Origin of the sequence: Nocardiopsis alba DSM 43377 (assembly GCF_000341225.1) — a bacterium.
In the GTDB taxonomy this organism is placed as follows: Bacteria; Actinomycetota; Actinomycetes; order Streptosporangiales; family Streptosporangiaceae; genus Nocardiopsis; species Nocardiopsis alba.
In genome coordinates this window covers 75,956-93,102 of the sequence record NZ_ANAC01000015.1, presented here as the reverse complement: position 1 = coordinate 93,102, position 17,147 = coordinate 75,956, and the positions used below count along the sequence as shown (strand labels likewise).

General features: G+C 71.8%; 16 protein-coding genes. 11 read left to right on the top strand and 5 right to left on the bottom strand.

Translation table 11 applies throughout. The features are described from left to right. Window positions 1–86 precede the first annotated feature (86 nt). From D451_RS0117350 to D451_RS0117340, 3 genes are all read left to right on the top strand, one after another. The gene (locus D451_RS0117350; RefSeq protein ID WP_017535379.1) at window positions 87–683 is read left to right on the top strand and encodes a dihydrofolate reductase family protein; all 597 of its coding nucleotides are present in this window, start codon (window positions 87–89) and stop codon (window positions 681–683) included. Window positions 684–786: 103 nt separating this feature from the next. Beyond that, entirely contained in the window at window positions 787–1,845 is a 1,059-nt protein-coding gene (locus D451_RS0117345) for a TetR/AcrR family transcriptional regulator (RefSeq protein WP_017535378.1), read from the top strand. A 99-nt stretch (window positions 1,846–1,944) separates the two neighbouring features. Beyond that, window positions 1,945–3,159 carry a PP2C family protein-serine/threonine phosphatase gene (locus D451_RS0117340; protein ID WP_017535377.1) on the top strand — a complete coding sequence of 405 codons (1,215 nt, stop codon included), beginning with the start codon at window positions 1,945–1,947 and terminating at the stop codon, window positions 3,157–3,159. 45 nt (window positions 3,160–3,204) lie between these two features. Here D451_RS0117340 and D451_RS0117335 read toward each other — a convergent pair whose 3' ends face one another. Both D451_RS0117335 and D451_RS0117330 read right to left on the bottom strand, forming a co-directional pair. After that, window positions 3,205–4,005 carry a cyclase family protein gene (locus D451_RS0117335; protein WP_017535376.1) on the bottom strand — a complete coding sequence of 267 codons (801 nt, stop codon included), beginning with the start codon at window positions 4,003–4,005 and terminating at the stop codon, window positions 3,205–3,207. 53 nt (window positions 4,006–4,058) lie between these two features. Continuing rightward, on the bottom strand, window positions 4,059–5,390 hold the full coding sequence (locus tag D451_RS0117330) for an MFS transporter (RefSeq protein WP_017535375.1): 1,332 nt from the start codon (window positions 5,388–5,390) through the stop codon (window positions 4,059–4,061). A 180-nt stretch (window positions 5,391–5,570) separates the two neighbouring features. Between D451_RS0117330 and D451_RS0117325 the strand changes: the two genes are divergently transcribed. The 7 genes from D451_RS0117325 to D451_RS0117295 all read left to right on the top strand — a co-directional run bounded on the left by D451_RS0117325 (window position 5,571) and on the right by D451_RS0117295 (window position 13,523). Further along, window positions 5,571–7,244, top strand: coding sequence for a glycoside hydrolase family 13 protein (locus D451_RS0117325; protein ID WP_017535374.1), 1,674 nt, complete (start codon window positions 5,571–5,573; stop codon window positions 7,242–7,244). A gap of 121 nt (window positions 7,245–7,365) precedes the next feature. Continuing rightward, the gene (locus D451_RS0117320; protein WP_026125149.1) at window positions 7,366–8,514 is read left to right on the top strand and encodes an FAD-dependent monooxygenase; all 1,149 of its coding nucleotides are present in this window, start codon (window positions 7,366–7,368) and stop codon (window positions 8,512–8,514) included. Window positions 8,515–8,788: 274 nt separating this feature from the next. Next, window positions 8,789–9,814, top strand: a complete 1,026-nt coding sequence (locus tag D451_RS0117315; protein ID WP_014908721.1) for an iron-siderophore ABC transporter substrate-binding protein — start codon at window positions 8,789–8,791, stop codon at window positions 9,812–9,814. Window positions 9,815–9,876: 62 nt separating this feature from the next. Then, window positions 9,877–10,842, top strand: coding sequence for a FecCD family ABC transporter permease (locus D451_RS0117310; RefSeq protein ID WP_187294612.1), 966 nt, complete (start codon window positions 9,877–9,879; stop codon window positions 10,840–10,842). Then, the gene (locus D451_RS0117305) at window positions 10,839–11,933 is read left to right on the top strand and encodes a FecCD family ABC transporter permease (RefSeq protein WP_014910462.1); all 1,095 of its coding nucleotides are present in this window, start codon (window positions 10,839–10,841) and stop codon (window positions 11,931–11,933) included. Before D451_RS0117310 ends, D451_RS0117305 begins: the two co-directional genes overlap by 4 nt. Beyond that, complete coding sequence (locus tag D451_RS0117300; RefSeq protein WP_051067473.1) at window positions 11,912–12,790, top strand: ABC transporter ATP-binding protein; 879 nt, start codon at window positions 11,912–11,914, stop codon at window positions 12,788–12,790. The genes D451_RS0117305 and D451_RS0117300 overlap by 22 nt, the downstream gene beginning before the upstream one ends. Before the next feature lie 172 nt (window positions 12,791–12,962). After that, window positions 12,963–13,523, top strand: a complete 561-nt coding sequence (locus D451_RS0117295; protein ID WP_014913263.1) for a TetR/AcrR family transcriptional regulator — start codon at window positions 12,963–12,965, stop codon at window positions 13,521–13,523. 55 nt (window positions 13,524–13,578) lie between these two features. Here D451_RS0117295 and D451_RS0117290 read toward each other — a convergent pair whose 3' ends face one another. From D451_RS0117290 to D451_RS0117280, 3 genes are all read right to left on the bottom strand, one after another. Continuing rightward, window positions 13,579–14,790 (bottom strand): acyl-CoA dehydrogenase family protein, encoded by a 1,212-nt coding sequence (locus tag D451_RS0117290; protein WP_017535371.1) that lies wholly within the window; start codon window positions 14,788–14,790, stop codon window positions 13,579–13,581. A 2-nt stretch (window positions 14,791–14,792) separates the two neighbouring features. Then, window positions 14,793–15,806, bottom strand: a complete 1,014-nt coding sequence (locus D451_RS0117285) for a phosphotransferase family protein (RefSeq protein WP_017535370.1) — start codon at window positions 15,804–15,806, stop codon at window positions 14,793–14,795. 100 nt (window positions 15,807–15,906) lie between these two features. Further along, window positions 15,907–16,662, bottom strand: a complete 756-nt coding sequence (locus tag D451_RS0117280) for an SDR family oxidoreductase (protein WP_014908622.1) — start codon at window positions 16,660–16,662, stop codon at window positions 15,907–15,909. A 141-nt stretch (window positions 16,663–16,803) separates the two neighbouring features. Between D451_RS0117280 and D451_RS0117275 the strand changes: the two genes are divergently transcribed. Next, a complete protein-coding gene (locus tag D451_RS0117275; RefSeq protein ID WP_014911861.1) occupies window positions 16,804–17,097 on the top strand; it encodes a GNAT family N-acetyltransferase in 294 nt (97 codons plus the stop codon). Window positions 17,098–17,147 lie beyond the last annotated feature (50 nt).

The window sequence follows — 17,147 nt, the reverse complement described above, 5'->3', positions numbered from 1 at the left end:
ATCGACGGTCGGCGTGTGGTCGTCGAGAACGTCTCAGGCCCTCGCTAGCCTCCGAAGCGTTCGTGGAACGCAACGGGAGGTCTTCGATGTCCATCGTCACCACCGATATGGCCATGTCCCTCGACGGGTACGCCGCCGGGCCCCGGCAACGGCGTGAGGCCCCCTTCGGAGACGGTCCGAGCGGCGAGATCACGCGCTGGATGTTCGACGCGGCCGAGGCGAACTCGGCGGAGCTGGAGGCGGTGACCGGCGCCGCGGCGTACATCATGGGGCGCAACATGTTCGGGCCCGACCGGGGCGAGTACGACCTCGACTGGCGGGGCTGGTGGGGGCCGGAACCGCCCTACCACGCGCCGGTCTTCGTGCTGGGACACCATGAGCGGGAGCCGCTCACGCTCTCCGACACCACGTTCACGTTCGTCACCGGGGGGATCCACGAGGCGCTCGATCTGGCCCGAGAGGCGGCCGAAGGAGGGCGTATCGACATCGCGGGCGGTGCGCGGACCGTGAACCAGTACCTCGCCGCCGGTCTGATCGACGAGATCCGCGTCCACGTGACCCCCGTGATCATGGGCGAGGGCACCCGGTTGTTCGAGGGGGTGCGCGGTGTACGCCTCGAGCAGGTCGCCGCCCGCGGCTCCGATCTGGTCTCCCACATCACCTACCGGGTCCTGCGGGACTGAGCGCCCGGCCTCGGCCACATGGCGTCGTCATGCGGATGTCCCGCGCATCCGGGAGCCGTGGCCGGGCGGCGTAGGATGGGCCCGAGAACGTGGCGAGGAGGACATGGTGCCGCTCAGCAGGGCCCGACGACAGGAGCTCAACCGGGCCAAGGTGCTCGCCGCCGCGCGGGAGGAGTTCTCCGAGCGCGGGTTCCGCGACGCCGGCATCGACCGCATCGCACGACGGGCCGACCTGACCCGAGGGGCCGTCTACTCCAACTTCCCGGGCAAGCGCGCCCTGTACTTCGCGGCCCTGGCCGAGGCGGCCGAACAGGTCCCCTCCGGGCGGGCCGGGGCCACAACCGAGACCGAGGCGCTCGGCGCCTACGCCCGGGCCTGGGTCACCCGGCTGCCGATCGGGGGCACCGACGAGCGGGCCGGGGCCGAGTTCATGTCCCAGATCACCGCGGATCCTCGGTTGGGAAAGGTGTTCGCTCAGCTCGTCGCGGTGGAATCGGTGCTCCTGGGCACGGCCCTGGAACGGTTGGGTCCCGGCGGCCGGCGGGTCCGATTGGCGCGGAGCGTGCTCACCACCCTGCACGGGGCCGGACGCCTGGCCGTCGCGGCGCCGGGGTTCACCGACCCGTTCACCGTCATCCGCGCATGTGAGCACCTCGCCGAACTCGACTTCGAGGACGAGCGTCCGCTGCCGCACCTGGCCCACGTCCCGGACGCCCGGTCGGTCGACGAACCGTGGGATCCGTGGACCGTCCCCGACCTTCTGACGAGGAGGCGGGCGAAGGTGGCCGAGGGCGTCCTCCTGGTGTTGGGGCTGCACCGGCTGGAGGCGTTGGAGGACGCCTTGAGCGCCGTGCCCGAGGGCACCCCCGTCACGTTGGTCCCGGTGACCTCCGAACCGGGCGAACTCCTCCCTCTGGTCCGTCTCTCCCTGGCCGAGATCCGGGTCCGACTGTCCCGCTCCGTCCCGGCCTCCGCCCGACCGGCCCCGCGCATCACGCTCGACCAGGACCTGGCGGCCTTCGCCGGGGTGGTCGCACCCGACGACGAGACGGAGGAGGCCCTGCTGCTGCGCGGCGGCCGGGTGGTGGCCCGGGCCTCGGGGCGGGGCGCGGGCCACGCGGTGGCGGTGTTCCGCGACGGTCTCGTCCCGGCCGGACGCTGAAGGGGTGCGCCGCTCGCTCGTCTCCTCCGAATGACACGCCGAGGGGAACACGGTCTTCCTGCGGTCTCAATGTGAGACTGGGGTCCGGGAGGTGGCGGTATGGACGGGGCTACCCCGCTCAGCGAGAGCGAACTCCTCTTCGAGGAGCTCGTCAGGTCCGTGCACGCCTGCGAACCCATCGAGGTCCTGGAGGCCGCGGACCGCTACGGCAGGGCGATCGGTCTGGGCAAGATCACCGTCCACCTCGTCGACCTGCAACAGCACCTGTTGGTGCCGCTCACCGGCGGGCCCATACTCGACATCGCGACCACCGTCGCGGGGGAGGCCTACCGGTACGACGCCCTCAGGTTGGTCGAGGGCGGCGCCGAGGAGCTCAGTCTGTGGCTGCCGCTCAAGGACGGGGCCGACCGCATGGGCGTCCTGCACATCCGTACCCCGTCCCTGGACGAGCCGACCCTGCGTCGCTGCCAGACGCTCGCCGCGCTCCTGGCCCTGGTCATCACGTCCAAACGCGCCTACAGCGACACCTACGTGCGCCGTACCCGTGCCCGTTCGGTGCGGCTGCGCACCGAGATGCTGCGGGCCTTCCTGCCGCCGCGCACCCTCGGCACGGCCCGCGGGGTCTCCACCGCGGTCCTCGAACCCGCCTACGAGCTCGGCGGCGACGCCTTCGACCATTCGGTCACCCGCGACGAGCTGCACGTCGTCATCCTCGACGCGATGGGGCACGATCTGGCCTCGGGGCTGACCGCCTCGGTGGCCATGGCCGGGGCCCGGGGCGCCCGCCGTAACGGAGCCGACCTGTCGCAGTTGACCGACAGCGTGGAGCAGGCCCTGGTCACCTGGTTGCCCGAGCGTTTCTGCACGGCGGTCTTCGCGACCCTGAACCTGGCCGACGGCCTGTTCTCGTGGGCCAATTGTGGGCACCCCGAACCTCTCCTGATCCGCGGTGGCTCCCTGGTCGACGGGGCGATGTGCCGTCCGCCCGAGCTCCCACTGGGTCTGGGCGGCATCGTCCCGGACACCCCGCCTCGTACCGTCCACCGGCTCCGGCTGGAGCCCGGGGACCGGGTCCTGCTCTACACCGACGGTGTCACCGAGGCGCACGACCGGGAGGGGCGGATGTTCGGCCTGGAGCGTTTCGCGGACTTCGTGATCCGCGCCGCGGCCGCCGAGGAGCCACCGCCCGAGACCCTGCGCCGTCTCATCCACTCGATCCGTGACCACCAGGGGGAGAGCTTCACCGACGACGCCACGACCATGCTGGTGGAGTGGCCCCCGGAACGGCGGGTACCGCCGCCTCGGAGCGTGTGAACGGACCCCGGACGGCGGTACCCGCCGTCCGGGGCGTGGGGGTCTTCACCAGAGGGCGAGGACCCGGCTGGGTCCGCCCGAGGCGTCCAGCCCGGGCAGCACGCCCACGGTGAGCAGGGCGCCGAGCGGCGGCAACCGGTCCAGCCCGGTCAGCGCCTCCAGCCCCCAGCGGTCCGCGCGCCCGATCACCTCGTGCGCGGGGAAGTCGGTCGAGACGCCGGGGTCGGAGCTGAGGGTGTCGACGCCGAACCCCCTCACGCCCCGACGTTGGATCAGGTACTCGCAGGCCTCGGGGGAGAACCCGGGGAAGTGCCAGACGCCGTTCTCGTCCACACCGCGGACCGCGTCGTCGCCCTCGGACCAGCGCTCGCTCCATCCCGAGCACATGAGCACCGCCGAGCCCTCGGGGATCCGTCCGTGCAGACGCTCGAACGCCGTCACGTCGTTCACGCCCACCGTCGTGTCGGGGTCCTCGGCGACGCGTTCGCGAACGTCGATCACGACCGCGGGGACGACCAGTTCGGCCGGGTCGATGTCGGGGACCAGTCGCCCGCCGCCGATCACGTGCCCCGGGGCGTCCAGGTGGGTGCCGCTGTGCTCGGTCAGGGTCCACTTCTGGACGTAGAACCCGAACTCCCCGTCGGTGGGCGGAGGGGAGAGGGTCTCCCGCACGGGCTTGTTCTCGTCCCAGGAGGGCATGCCCGGGGCGAGGGTGTGGCTCAGGTCGGCCACGTGACCGAAGCCGCGGTGCGGGGGCCGGGCGCCGAGCCGGGGCGGTGACGTCTCACCGGGTGCGGCGTCACCGGTGCGCGAACGTACGGTCTCACCTGTTCCGTGCAGACACATGGCTCTTCCTGTCTCTCGTGTGCTCTCGGGGCGCTCCGGCCGAGCCGTGTCCGTCAACCCGACGGGGACGACGATCGATCGGAGGGGTCGGGATCGCGTGGCCTCGGTGGGGGCGGGGACACCGCGGTCAGGTCGCGCGCGGGCCGCAGCGCCAACAGCGCCGTTCCCACCAGCAGGGTCGCCACTCCGCCCGCCAACAGCACCGTCCGCGTTCCGAGCACCGCGGCGACGGGGCCGGCCAGGGCCTGGCCCACCGGGAGCATCGCCACCGAGCCGGCCACCTCGTAGGCGTGGATGCGTCCCAGGACCGGCCCCGGGACCTGCGTCTGCACGCTGGTCATCCACATCACCCCCCAGAAACCCATGGCGGCGCCGCTCACCACCGCGCCCAGGGCCAACCACGGGGCACCCAGTCCCAGGCCCACCGTCACCGAGTACACACCGGCCCCGAAGAGCCCGATGGTCCCGGCGCGCAACGGATGGCGCGGGCGGATCCGCATGGCGAGGACCCCGCCCAGAGCGGTGCCTCCGCCCAGGGCGGCGCTCACCAGACCGTACACCTGTGCCCCGTGCCCGAGGATGATCTCCGAGGAGGTCAACGGGATCTGTGGCCCCCACAAGGTCACCATGAGCACCATCCACAGCAGGATCACCGACCACATCCAGGTCCGTGATCGGAACTCGTGCCACCCCTCCACCAGGTCGGCGAGGTACCCGGGTCCCTCTCCACGCCGTCGCGCGGGCTCGCGCAGCCGGATCAGACCGAGCAGGAGAGCGCCCACCGCGTAGGTGCCCGCGTGCACCGCGAAGACCCCGGCCGCCGACACCGTCGCCACCAGGACCCCCGCCACCGCCGGGCCGATCAGCATCGCCAGCGCCTCGGCGGTGCGGATCGCGCCGTTGGCCCCCTGCACGTCCCGGACCACCCTCGGCACCACCGAGGCCACCCCCGGCTGGAAGGCGCCGGCCGCGATCCCGTTGACCGCGCCGATCAGACAGATCTGCCACAGGACGACGTGACCGGTCAGGAACAGTACGGCCGCCGTCCCCTGGGTCACCACGCGCACCAGGTCGGCGGCGACCATCATCCAGCGCGCGCCCCAGCGGTCGGAGAACACCCCGCCGAAGATCACGAACCCCACGAAGAACACGGTGAAGGTGGCCATCGCCAGACCGACCCCGCTCGCCCCCATCCCGTGCGCGAGCAGGCCCGCGGCCAACGCCACCGGGAGCATGCCGTCCCCGGTCTTGGCCACCGCCCGTGCGGCGAAGAAGAGGGAGAAGTTCCGCGACCACACGCGCGGACCGGTCTCCTCGAGCGGTTCGCGAACCCGGGGGACGTCCCGGTCCGGCTCTTTCCCGGCTTCGGCTCCGCCGTGCTCCATGGGCGCCTCTCCGTCGCCCCCGCGTCGGTCGTGAGGGCCCGTGCACCCTACCGGTCCAGACCGGTCCACTCCAGGGATTTACGACCTCGGCGATCACCGCGCGGAGCCGCCGCGATTCCCTTCCCCAACGGGTGCCCGGAGCGATTGAATGGGGGCCGACCACGAGAAGAGAAGGAACCCATGCCCGAACCCAGCGCCGAATGGTGGAAGTCCGGAGTCGTCTACCAGATCTATCCGAGCAGCTTCAGCGACAGTGACGGCGACGGTTTCGGGGATCTGCCCGGGATCATCGAGAGGTTGGACCACCTGGAGCGCCTGGGCGTAAGCGTGGTGTGGCTGTCGCCGGTCTACCCCTCGCCGTGGGACGACAATGGCTACGACATCAGCGATTACACCGACATCGACCCCCGCTTCGGGACCCTGGACGACTGGGACCGGCTGCGGGACGGGCTGCACGAACGCGGCATACGTCTGGTGATGGACCTGGTGGTCAACCACACCAGCGATCGGCACCCGTGGTTCACCGCCTCGCGGGCGGGGGAGGACGACAGACGCGACTTCTACTTCTGGCGCCCCGGCCGTGAGGACGGACCGCCCAACAACTGGGGCGCGGTCTTCTCCGGGCCGGCCTGGAGCCGGAGCGAGGGCGACGACGAGTACCACCTGCACCTGTTCAGCCCCTCCCAGCCCGACCTGAACTGGGAGAACCCCGATGTGCGTCACGCGGTGCACGATGTGGCCCGGTGGTGGCTGGACCGGGGCGCGGACGGTTTCCGGATGGACGTCATCAACTTCATCTCCAAGAACCCGGCCCTGCCGGACGGGCCGGTCGTCGGCGACCACGGGCTCTTCACCGAGCACTCCATCAACGGCCCGCGCCTGCACGAGTTCCTGCACGAGATGCACCGGGAGGTCTTCACCGGACGGGACACGCTCACCGTGGGGGAGATGCCCGGGGTGAGCGTGGAACAGGCCCGGATCCATACGAACCCGGCCAACCGGGAGCTGGACATGGTGTTCCAGTTCGAGCACGTGGACCTGGATCACGGTCCGGGCGGCAAGTTCGACCCCCGCCCGCTGGATCTGGTGGAGTTCAAGGCCTCGATGAACCGGTGGCAGAAGGGGTTGGGCGAGGTGGGCTGGAACAGCCTCTACCTGAACAACCACGACCAGCCCCGATCGGTGTCGCGTTACGGCGACGACGGCCGGTACCGGGTGGAGTCGGCCAAGACCCTGGCCACCACGCTCCACATGATGAAGGGCACACCCTACGTCTACCAGGGGGAGGAGATCGGCATGACCAACGCCCACATGGACGACATCGCCGACTACCGGGACCTGGAGACCCTGAACCATTACCGCACCATGGTGGCGACCGGGCGGGTCGACCACGAGACCGCCATGGCCGGGATCTCCCGGATGAGCCGGGACAACGCGCGCACCCCCATGCAGTGGGACGCCTCGGAGCAGGCGGGCTTCACCTCCGGTACCCCCTGGATCAAGGTGAATCCGAACCACACCGAGATCAACGCCGAGGCAGCGGTGGCCGACCCGGACTCGGTCTTCCACCACTATCGGCGTCTGATCGAACTGCGCCGCGAGGACCCGATCGTGGTGTACGGGCGCTACTCGCCGCTGATGGAGGACGACCCCCGGGTCTTCGCCTACACCCGTGAGTGGGAGGGACGGCGCCTTCTGGTGCTGGCCAACTGGAGTGATCGGGAGGCCTCGGTGGAGGAGGTCGAGGACGTGGTGCGACCGGAGGGCCGGATGCTGCTGGGCACCCATCCCGAGCCCGAACGGGTGCTCGCCCCGCTCCGCCCCTGGGAGTCCCGCGTCCACCTGTTCGACTGATCCTCGGGGCCGCCGTCGGGCCGTGCCCGGCGGCGGCCTCCCCGATCCTCCGTGGAACCGGCACGCGGAGCCGGTCCGTCAGTACGGTGTCGGTATCAGGACGAACGTGGAGGGAACCGTCATGAGGGTCGTCATCGTCGGAGCGGGGGTGGGCGGTCTCGCCCTGGCCCGAGGGCTGGTCGGGGCCGGGCACGAGGTGGAGGTCCACGAACGCGAGGGCGGACCGCCGGCCGTCGAGGTCGGGATCGGGTTGCGGCCGAACGGAGTCGCGGCCCTGGACGCCCTGGGAGTGGACGTGTCCGGCCTCGGCCGTCGCCTGGACGGGATCGAGGTCAGGGACCCCTCCGGGCGGGTGCGGCACACGCTCGACACGGACGCGATCGGCGCGCGTTTCGGGCACGCGTGGCGCGCGATGCCCCGCCGGGACCTGTTGGAGACGATCGCCGACGGTCTTCCCGAGGGCACCGTGCGCTCCGGTCGGATCTGCACGCGGGTGCGGGAGAACCCCGACGGTACGGTGAGCGCCCTGTTCGGGGATGGCAGCGCCGCCACCGGCGACGTCGTGGTCGGGGCCGACGGTGTGCGCTCGGCGGCCCGGCGCGACCTGTGGGACGGAGACCCCTCCCGTCCGACCGGTCGGGCCGGCTGGCACGGGCTGACCGCCGTACCCGGCGAGATGGCGTCGGGGACGGTCGCCGCCGTGGTCCGGGGGCGTCAGGGCGAGTGCGGGATCATGCCGGCCGGGGACGGTCTGGTCCGATGGTGGTTCGACGTGCGCTGGCGTCCCGGGCTCCGGGCGCCCCGTTCTCCGATGGGCGTGCTGCGCAGGCTGTTCGCCGACTGGGACGACCCGTGGACGCGCGCGGTCCTGGACCAGGGCGACGGCGTCGAGCCGGCGCTGTTCGAGTACGTGCGGCAACGGGTGCCGAAGGTGTGGGGGAAGGGCGGGGCCACCCTCCTGGGCGACGCGGCGCACCCCTTCTCCTCTGCGGACTCGCCCGGTCCGGATCAGGCGTTGGAGGACGCCTGGGCGCTCACCGAGGTCCTCGGCGCGGCCGGGGCCGGGGACGATCCGGCCGAGGCGCTGCGCCGGTACGAGCGTGACCGTCGAGGCCGGGTGACGCGCGCGGCGGCGTCGGGTGCGGAGTTCCTGCTGGAGCTGCCCCCGGCGCGGGCCCTGGGGCCGGAACGTTCGGGGGCCCTGGTCACCCGTCGGCACATCGACCTTCTGGAGAGGACGAGCGGCGTGCTCACCGGCCGCCGTCCCTGAGGTCGGGCGCGGAGGGACACGGGGCCGGTGCGGTGGGGTCGTGCCGGCCCCGTCCTCGTGCGAGGGGTCCTTCGAGGGAGGGCAGGGGGCCTCGTTCTGTCCGGGGGAGGATATTGAAATCTCTTGGGGTTAGGTTAGACTAACCTACATTCCTGTCGGGTTCAGCACGATATGTGCGTCTTTCAGTGCTGCCCGAACATGGGTGTCCCCCCTACGCGGCAACGGTCCACCGGTCATGGTGCGACCCGTCCCCATGACGAAGAGAGCAGTGAGCATGAACCCCACCCTGCGCCGCGTCGGCGGCCTCGGACTCACCGCGGCCCTGGCCCTCGGCCTCGCCGCCTGCGGACCCGAGAGCGACGACGACCGGGCCCCCGCCTCCGCCGACGGTACCTTCCCCGTCGAGATCGAGAGCGCCCTGGGCACCGCCGAGATCCCCGAGCGGCCCGAGCGGGTCGTCACTCTCGGACAGGGGTCGGCCGAGACCGCCATCGCGCTGGGCACCGTGCCGGTCGGCATCGAGAGCTACGAGTGGGGCAGCGACGACACCGGCTACCTCCCCTGGATCCACGAGGCCGTCACCGAGGCCGGCGAGGAACTCCCCGAACAGTTCACCGGCGCCGACGACATCGACTTCGAGGCCGTCATCGAACTCGCCCCCGACGTCATCCTCGCCCCCTGGTCCGGGATCACCCAGGAGCAGTACGACGTCCTGTCCGACATCGCCCCCACGGTCGCCTACCCCGACCTGCCCTGGAGCACCGACTGGGACCAGCAGATCCGGACGATCGGCGAGGCGCTCGGCCAGTCGGAGGAGGCCGAGGTCCTCATCACCGAGATCGAGGACCGCTTCGAACAGGCCGCCGAGGACAACCCCGAGTTCGCCGACCTGACCTTCTCCTACATCTACACCGACGGTCCCGGAACGCTCGGCGTCTTCCTCCCCGACGAACAGCGCGTGGCCATGGTCCGCGGCCTCGGCCTGGAGGTCGACCCGGCCGTGGAGACCTTCCCCGAGACCGAGGGCACCGACTCCGCCCTCATCGGGCTGGAGAACGCCGCCGACCTCTCCGACAGCGACCTGATCTTCACCTTCTACACCGACCCCGAGACCCGGGCCGAGATCGAGGCCCAGGACCTGTACGCGGCCATCCCCGCGATCGAGCGGGGCGCCGTGGTCGCGGCCGAGGACAACTCCTTCGTCACGGCCTCCTCGCTGATCAACCCGCTCACCGTCCCCTGGGTCATCGACCGCTACGTGCCTCTCATCGAGGAGGCCGCCGCCCGTCTCGACGACTGAACGTGTCCTCGGTGAATCTCAGGACACGCCCGCGCCGGATCGCCCCGACCCGCACCGCGCTCATGTTCGTCGCGGCCACCGCGGCCCTGGCGGGGGCGGTCCTCCTCAGCCTGGTCGCCGGCAGCAGGCCCACCCCGCCCGCGGAGGTCTGGAAGGTCTTCGCCGGCGGGGCCGACCCCTACACCGTCACCGTGGTGGAGAGCCGGATCCCCCGGACCCTCGCGGGGATGGTGGCCGGGGCGGCCCTGGCCCTGGCCGGAACCCTCATGCAGGGCATCACCCGTAACCCGCTGGCCGACCCGGGCCTGCTCGGGGTGAACGCCGGCGCGGCCGCCGCGGTGGTCACCGCCACCGCCGTCCTCGGCCCGACCTCGGTCACCGGCACGGTCTGGTGGGCTCTGCCCGGGGCCCTCCTGGCCGGGCTGGCCGCCTACACGGTGGGCACCCGGGGCGGCGACGGCGGCATGGTCCGTCTGCTCCTGGCCGGAGCGGTCGTCTCGGCCGTGCTCACCGCCTATGTGCAGGCGGTGGCGCTGAGCCTGCCCGACGTCTTCGACAGCTACCGCTACTGGGTGGTGGGCTCGCTGGCCGGGCGCGGCACCGAGGTCGTCGTCGCGGTGCTGCCGGTGATCGTCCCCGGCCTCCTCATCGCCCTGGCCGTCATGGGCGGGCTGAACGCGCTGGCCCTGGGCGAGGAGGCGGCCGTGGCCACCGGGGCCGACGTCACGCTCACGCGCGGGGGCGGACTGGTCGCCGGGGTCCTGCTGGCCTCGGGGGCCACGGCGCTGGCCGGACCCATCGCCTTCGTCGGTCTGGCCGTACCCCACGTGGTGCGCGCCCTGGTGGGGGTGGACTTCCGTCTCCAGGTGCCCTTCGCGGTCCTGGTGGGCCCGACGCTGCTCCTGGTCGCCGACGTCGTGGGCCGCACCATCGTGCGCCCCACGGAACTCATGGTCGGGGTGGTCACCGCCTTCGTCGGCGCCCCGGTGCTGTTGTACGTACTGCGCAGGACGAAGGGGAACACGTGAGCCGCACGATCCCGACGGGGCCGCGCCCCGACGTCGCGCCACCCGGCCCGGACGAACGTCCCACCGGCCGGATCCTGCGCCTGGGGCGACACGTCGCGCTGCCCGTCCACACCCGATCGCTCGTGACGTCCGCCCTCCTTCTGGCGGTCCTGCTCGTGGCCGCCGCGGCAACCCTGAGCCTGGGCCGCCTCGGGATCCCCCTCACCCGGCTTCCCGCCGCGCTGTTCGGCGAGGGCGAGACCACCCACCTGTTCGTCCTCGAACGCCTGCGCGGCCCTCGACTGGCCGTCGCGGCCGGGACGGGGGTCGCCCTGGGCCTGGCCGGGGCGCTCTTCCAATCGGTCACCCGCAACCCCTTGGGCAGCCCCGACGTGATCGGCCTGGGGGCCGGAGCCGGGGCGGGCGCGGCGGTGGCCGCCCTCATGCTGCCGGGCGTCGTCCCCGTGCCCCTGGGCGCGTTGGCCGGCGCGACCCTGGCGATCGTCGTGGTCGCTCTGGTGACCGGGACCGGCCTGCGCCACCCCGGGCGACTCATCGTCGCAGGGATCGGGGTGGCCGCCATGGCCCAGGCCTTCACCCACTTCGTGGTCTCGGTGATGGCCCGCGACCAGGCCGGGGTCCTGTCGGCCTATATCAACGGCAGCCTGGGCGCGCGCTCCTGGGAGCACGCCGCCACCATCTGGCTCGTCGTCCTCCTGGCGGTACCGTTCGTCCTCGCCCTGGCCGGGCCGATCACCGTCAACGAGATGGGCGACGAGCTCGCCGAGGCCCTGGGCACCCGCGCCACCACCACGCGTACCGGCGCGGTCGTCCTCTCCGTGGTGCTGTCGGCCGCCGCCGTGAGCGTGGCCGGACCGATCGCCTTCATCTCCCTGACCGCGCCCCAGATCGCCCGTCGGCTGAGCGCCGCACAGGGGCCGAACCTGGTGCTCTCCGGCCTGGTGGGGGCCCTGTTGTTGGTCTGCGCCGACCTGGCCGTGCAACAGTCGCCCATCGGCGAACGGCTGCCGGTGGGGATCTTCACCCTGGCCCTGGGCGGCGTGTACCTGGGATATCTGCTGATCCGCGAATGGCGAAAGGGAAGTCTGTGAGCGTCGAGGACGTGCGCGGGACCACCGCACCGGTACTGGCGGCAGAGGGGCTCACCCTGGGATACGGGGGCGATCCGATCGTCCGCGACCTGGACCTGGAGATCGACGAGGGCGGCTTCACCGTGATCGTCGGCCCCAACGGCTGCGGAAAGTCCACCCTCCTCAAGGCCCTGGGGCGGGTGAACAGGCCGGTCCGCGGACGGGTGCTGCTGCACGGGACGGACGTGCGCTCCCAACGTCCCAAGGCGGTCGCCCGACGGCTGGCGCTGCTCCCGCAGAACCCGCTGGCCCCCGAGGGCATCACGGTCCGGGCGTTGGCCGCGCGGGGACGCTTCCCCCACCACACCCTGCTGCGCCAGTGGAGCCCCGAGGACGAGGAGGCCATCGCCCGCGCCCTGGAGCTGACCGGTCTGTCGGACCTGGCCGAGACGCACGTCGGATCGCTCTCCGGAGGACAGCGCCAACGCGCGTGGGTGGCGATGGTGCTCGCCCAGGACAGCCCCCTCCTGCTCCTGGACGAGCCCACCACCTTCCTGGACATCGCCCACCAGTACGACCTCCTGGAACTCTTCGCCGAACTGCACCGGGAAGGACGCACGGTCGTCGCGGTCCTGCACGACCTGGCGCAGGCGGCGCGGTTCGCGACCCGTCTGGTGATGATGCGCGGGGGAGCGGTGGTCGCCGACGGGCCGCCCGAGGAGGTGGTCACCGCCGACCGGGTGCGCGCGGTGTTCGGCCTGGACTGCGACGTGATCCCCGACCCCCGCACCGGCACCCCGCTGGTCGTCCCGCACGAACGCGCGGTCGCCCGGAAGGCCGCGGAGCGTCCCGGGGTCGAGACGGCCCGGTCGAGCTGACACCGCGGGCCGGACGGCCGGCCGAGGCTCCCGCCGCCGCGTACGCGTGCCGGGTACCATCCGGTCGGTATGCTGTCCCGGTCGATGGTCGACCACCGCCGGGGGGCGGGACACGGGGGTGAGCGTGGAGAAGGGGAGAGGGGCCGACAGAACGGGGTCCCCGAACGGTTCGGTGCCCGAACGGCTCTTGAGCGCCGCCACCCGCCTGTTCGCCGAGCGGGGGTACGAGAGCACCTCGGTCCAGGAGGTCGTCTCCGCCGCCGGCGTCACCAAGGGCGCCATGTACCACTACTTCGGCTCCAAGGACGATCTGCTCTACGAGATCTACGCCCGCGTGCTGCGGATGCAGACCGAACACCTCCGTGAGATCGCCTCGCGCGACGAACCGGTCGCCGACCTGGTGCACGCGGCCGCCGTCGACGTCATCGTCACCAGCGTGGACAACCTCGACGACAGCACGATCTTCTTCCGATCGATGCACCAGCTCCCTCCGGAGAAGCAGCGCGGCGTGCGCGCCGAACGCCGGGAGTACCACGAGCTCTTCCGCGCCATGATCGAACGGGGCCGGGCCGAGGGCGTCTTCCGGGACGACGTGCCCGCCGACCTGGTCGTGGACTACTTCTTCGGCTCGGTGCACCACCTGAGCACCTGGTATCGCCACGACGGACCGCTCACGGGCCGGGACGTGGGTCGCCACTTCGCCGATCTGCTGTTGGCCGGTCTGCGCCCCTGACCGGAGGCCGGCCGGTCCGGGGCGGAGGGCCGAACGCACCCCCGCCCCCGGAACCTCACGCGTACTTGCGCAGCTCCGCCCGGGCCAGTGAGCGAAGGTGCACCTCGTCGGGTCCGTCCGCCAGGCGCAGCGAACGCACCCCCGCCTGCCAGGCGGCCAACGGCAGGTCCTGGCTCAGGCCGGCGGCCCCGTGCGCCTGGACGCACTTGTCCAGGATCCACTCCACCGTGCGCGGGGTGGCGATCTTGATCGCCTGGATCTCGGTATGGGCCCCCTTGTTGCCGACCGTGTCCATGAGGTAGGCGGTCTTGAGGACCAGGAGCCGTAGCTGCTCGATCCGGACCCGGGCTTCGGCGATCCACTCGCGGACCACGCCCTGCGCCGCCAACGGACGTCCGAACGCCTCCCGCTCCAGCACCCGCCGGCAGGTCAGTTCGAGGGCCCGCTCGGCCATGCCGATGGAACGCATGCAGTGGTGGATACGGCCCGGCCCCAGACGGGCCTGGGCGATCGCGAACCCCTCGCCCTCGCCGCCGACGAGGTTCTCGACCGGCACACGCACGTTCTCGAACCGGATCTCCGCGTGCCCGCCGTGGTCGCCGTCGTCGTAACCGAACACGGTCATCCCGCGTTCGATGGTCAGCCCCGGGGTGTCGCGCGGTACCAGCACCATGCTCTGCTGCCGGTGGCGGTCGGCCTCGGGATCGGTCTTGCCCATCACGATGAGGATCTCGCACGCCGGATCCAGGGCCCCGGTGATGAACCACTTTCGGCCGTCGATCACGTACTCGTCGCCCTCGCGGACGATCCGGGTGGTGATGTTGGTGGCGTCGGAGGAGGCGACGTCGGGTTCGGTCATGGCGAAGGCCGAGCGGATCCGCCCGTCCAGGAGAGGCTCGAGCCATCGCCGTCGCTGTTCGGGGGTGCCGAACATCGTCAGCACCTCCATGTTGCCGGTGTCGGGGGCCGCGCAGTTGAGGGCCACGGGGGCCAGAGCGGGGCTGCGCCCTGTGATCTCCGCCAGGGGCGCGTAGCGCAGGTTGGGCAGTCCTCCGTGTTCGGGATGTCCGGCCAGGAAGAGGTTCCACAGCCCCCGCTCGCGGGCCTCGGCCTGGAGCTCCTTCACGATGGGCGGGGCGGACCAACGGTCCTCGCGTTCGGCGAGCTGGGCGCGGAACACCTCCTCGGCGGGGTGGACGTGCTCGTCCATGAACTCCAGGAGCCGCCGTCGCAGCTCCTCGGTCTCGGCGTCGTGGGCGAAGTCCATGCCTAGTCCTCCTCCAGTACCCTGTGCGCGCGTGCCACCAGTGGGGCGACGACGTCGCCGATCCCGTCGAACCCCTGGCCGACGGTCAGTCCTTGTGTGTGCCGCAGATGGATGCCCTCGGCGATCACCGCGAGTTTGAAGCAGCCGAAGGCCACGTACCAGCCCAGGCGGGAGACGTCGCGACCGGTGGCGTCGGCGTACATACGGACCAGCTCGGACGAGGCGGGGAACCCCTCGGCGGAGGTGGCGGCCGCCCGACCTCCGGTGACCGGCTGCTCCCGATAGACGAGCATCAGCCCCAGGTCCACGAGCGGATCGCCCAGGGTGGCCATCTCCCAGTCGAGGACCGCGGACGGCCGTCCGTCCTCGGTGATCAGCACGTTGTCCAGCCGGTAGTCGCCGTGCACGATGGCGGGCGCCGACTGCTCGGGAAGGCCGGTCGCCAGCCGGTCGCGCAGTTCGTCGATGCCGGGCAGCTCACGGCTGCGGGAGGCCTCCAACTGTCGGCTCCAGCGCCGCACCTGACGTTCCAGGAAACCCTCGGGGCGACCGAAGTCGCCCAGCCCGACCTCCTCCGGGTCGACGGCGTGCAGGTCTCCCAGGGTGGTGATCAGGTGTTCGGCGACCGCGCGGACCCCGTCGGCCCCCAGCGGGGCGATCTCGTCGAGGGTGCGGAAGGGCGTCCCCGCCACGTGTTCCATGACGTAGAAGGGGGCGCCCAGCACCTCGGTGTCCTCGCACAGGAGGTGGGTGCGCGGTACCGGGACGTCGGTGGGGGCCAGGGCGGTCATCACCCGGTACTCGCGGGACATGTCGTGCGCCGTGGCCAGGACGTGTCCCAGCGGAGGCCGGCGCACCACCCAGGATCCGTCGCCGTCGGTGACCACGTAGGTCAGGTTGGACTTGCCGCCGGTGATCATCCGGGCGGTGAGCGGCCCCGAGACCAGACCGGGGGCCGCGCGGTCCAGGTGGGCGCGCAGCCGTTCGGTGTCCAGGCCGGGGGTCTCCTCGCTCATGTGCTCTCCTCGTTCGTGGGAGTCCGGGAGGGGCGTCGGTGCGCGCTCCATCCGGGCGTGGTCGTGGGGTGATGCCCTTCCGGTGGGGGAGGGGCGGGGCTCACATGCCCCCGGTGAGGGTCACTCCGCCGTCGAGGACGAGGGTGCGTCCGGTGATCCAGGAGGCGTCGTCGGACAGGAGGAAGGCGGCGGCGCCCGCGACGTCCTCGGGGGCGCCCAGCCGGCCCAGGGGGTACCGGGCGGCGACCTTCTCCTCCCGGCCCTCGTACAGCGCCTCGGCGAAACGCGTCTTGACCACGGCCGGGGCGACGCCGTTCACCCGGATGTCCGGGCCGAGTTCGACGGCGAGCTCCTCGGTGATGTGGGTGAGCATGGCCTTGGTGGCCCCGTAGAACCCGATCCCGGGGGCGGGCTTGACCCCGGCGATGGAGGAGACGTTGAGGATGGCGCCCCCGTGTTCGGCCATCCAGGCCCGGTGGACCTTCTGCACCCAGGAGATCGCGGAGAGGGCGTTGACCTCGAAGATCTTGCGCGCGGCGTTCAGGTCGAGGTCGACCATGCGGCCGTAGACCGGGTTGATGCCGGTGTTGTTGACGAACAGGTCGACACCGCCGAAGGCCTCCAGGGTGGCGGCGATCGCGGTGTCCTGGTGCTCGGTGTCGTCGGCGCGGCCGGGGACGCCGATGGCGTGCTCGGGACCGCCCAGGGCCTCGACCGCCTTCTCCAGGGATTCGGGGCCGCGCGCGGTCACGCAGACACGGGCCCCCTCGGAGACGAGGCGCCGGGCGATGGCCAGACCGATGCCGCGACTGGCGCCGGTGATGATGGCGGTGCGTCCGCCGAACCGCGAGGACATGCGTACTCCTTAAACCGACCGGTCGGTATGTCAGGGAGACCCTATGCCCACCGGACGCGTGCCGCAAGGGGGAGGCGGTGCCTCGGGCGGGGACAATGGCTCTGCGCGGAGGCCTCCGCGCGTGACGAGAGAAGGGCCGCCATGGCGACAGAGGTCACCGACGTACCGGACCGTCGGCGTTACGAGATCACCTCCGACGGGGAGCTCGCCGGGTTCGCCGAGTACATCCCGACCGGCGACATGCTCACCTTCACCCACACCGAGATCGATCCCGCCTTCGAGGGGAAGGGCCTGGGCGGCACCCTGGTCCGTGAAGCGCTGGACGACGTACGCGCGCGAGGGCTCTCCATCCTGCCGATGTGCCCCTTCGTCAGGGACTGGATCGGCCGTCACCGCGACTACGTCGATCTGGTCTACCGCTCCTCCGGAGAGTGAGGACGGCTTGGGGCCCGCGCGGTCGGGGAAGGACCTTCGGAACCGGGAGG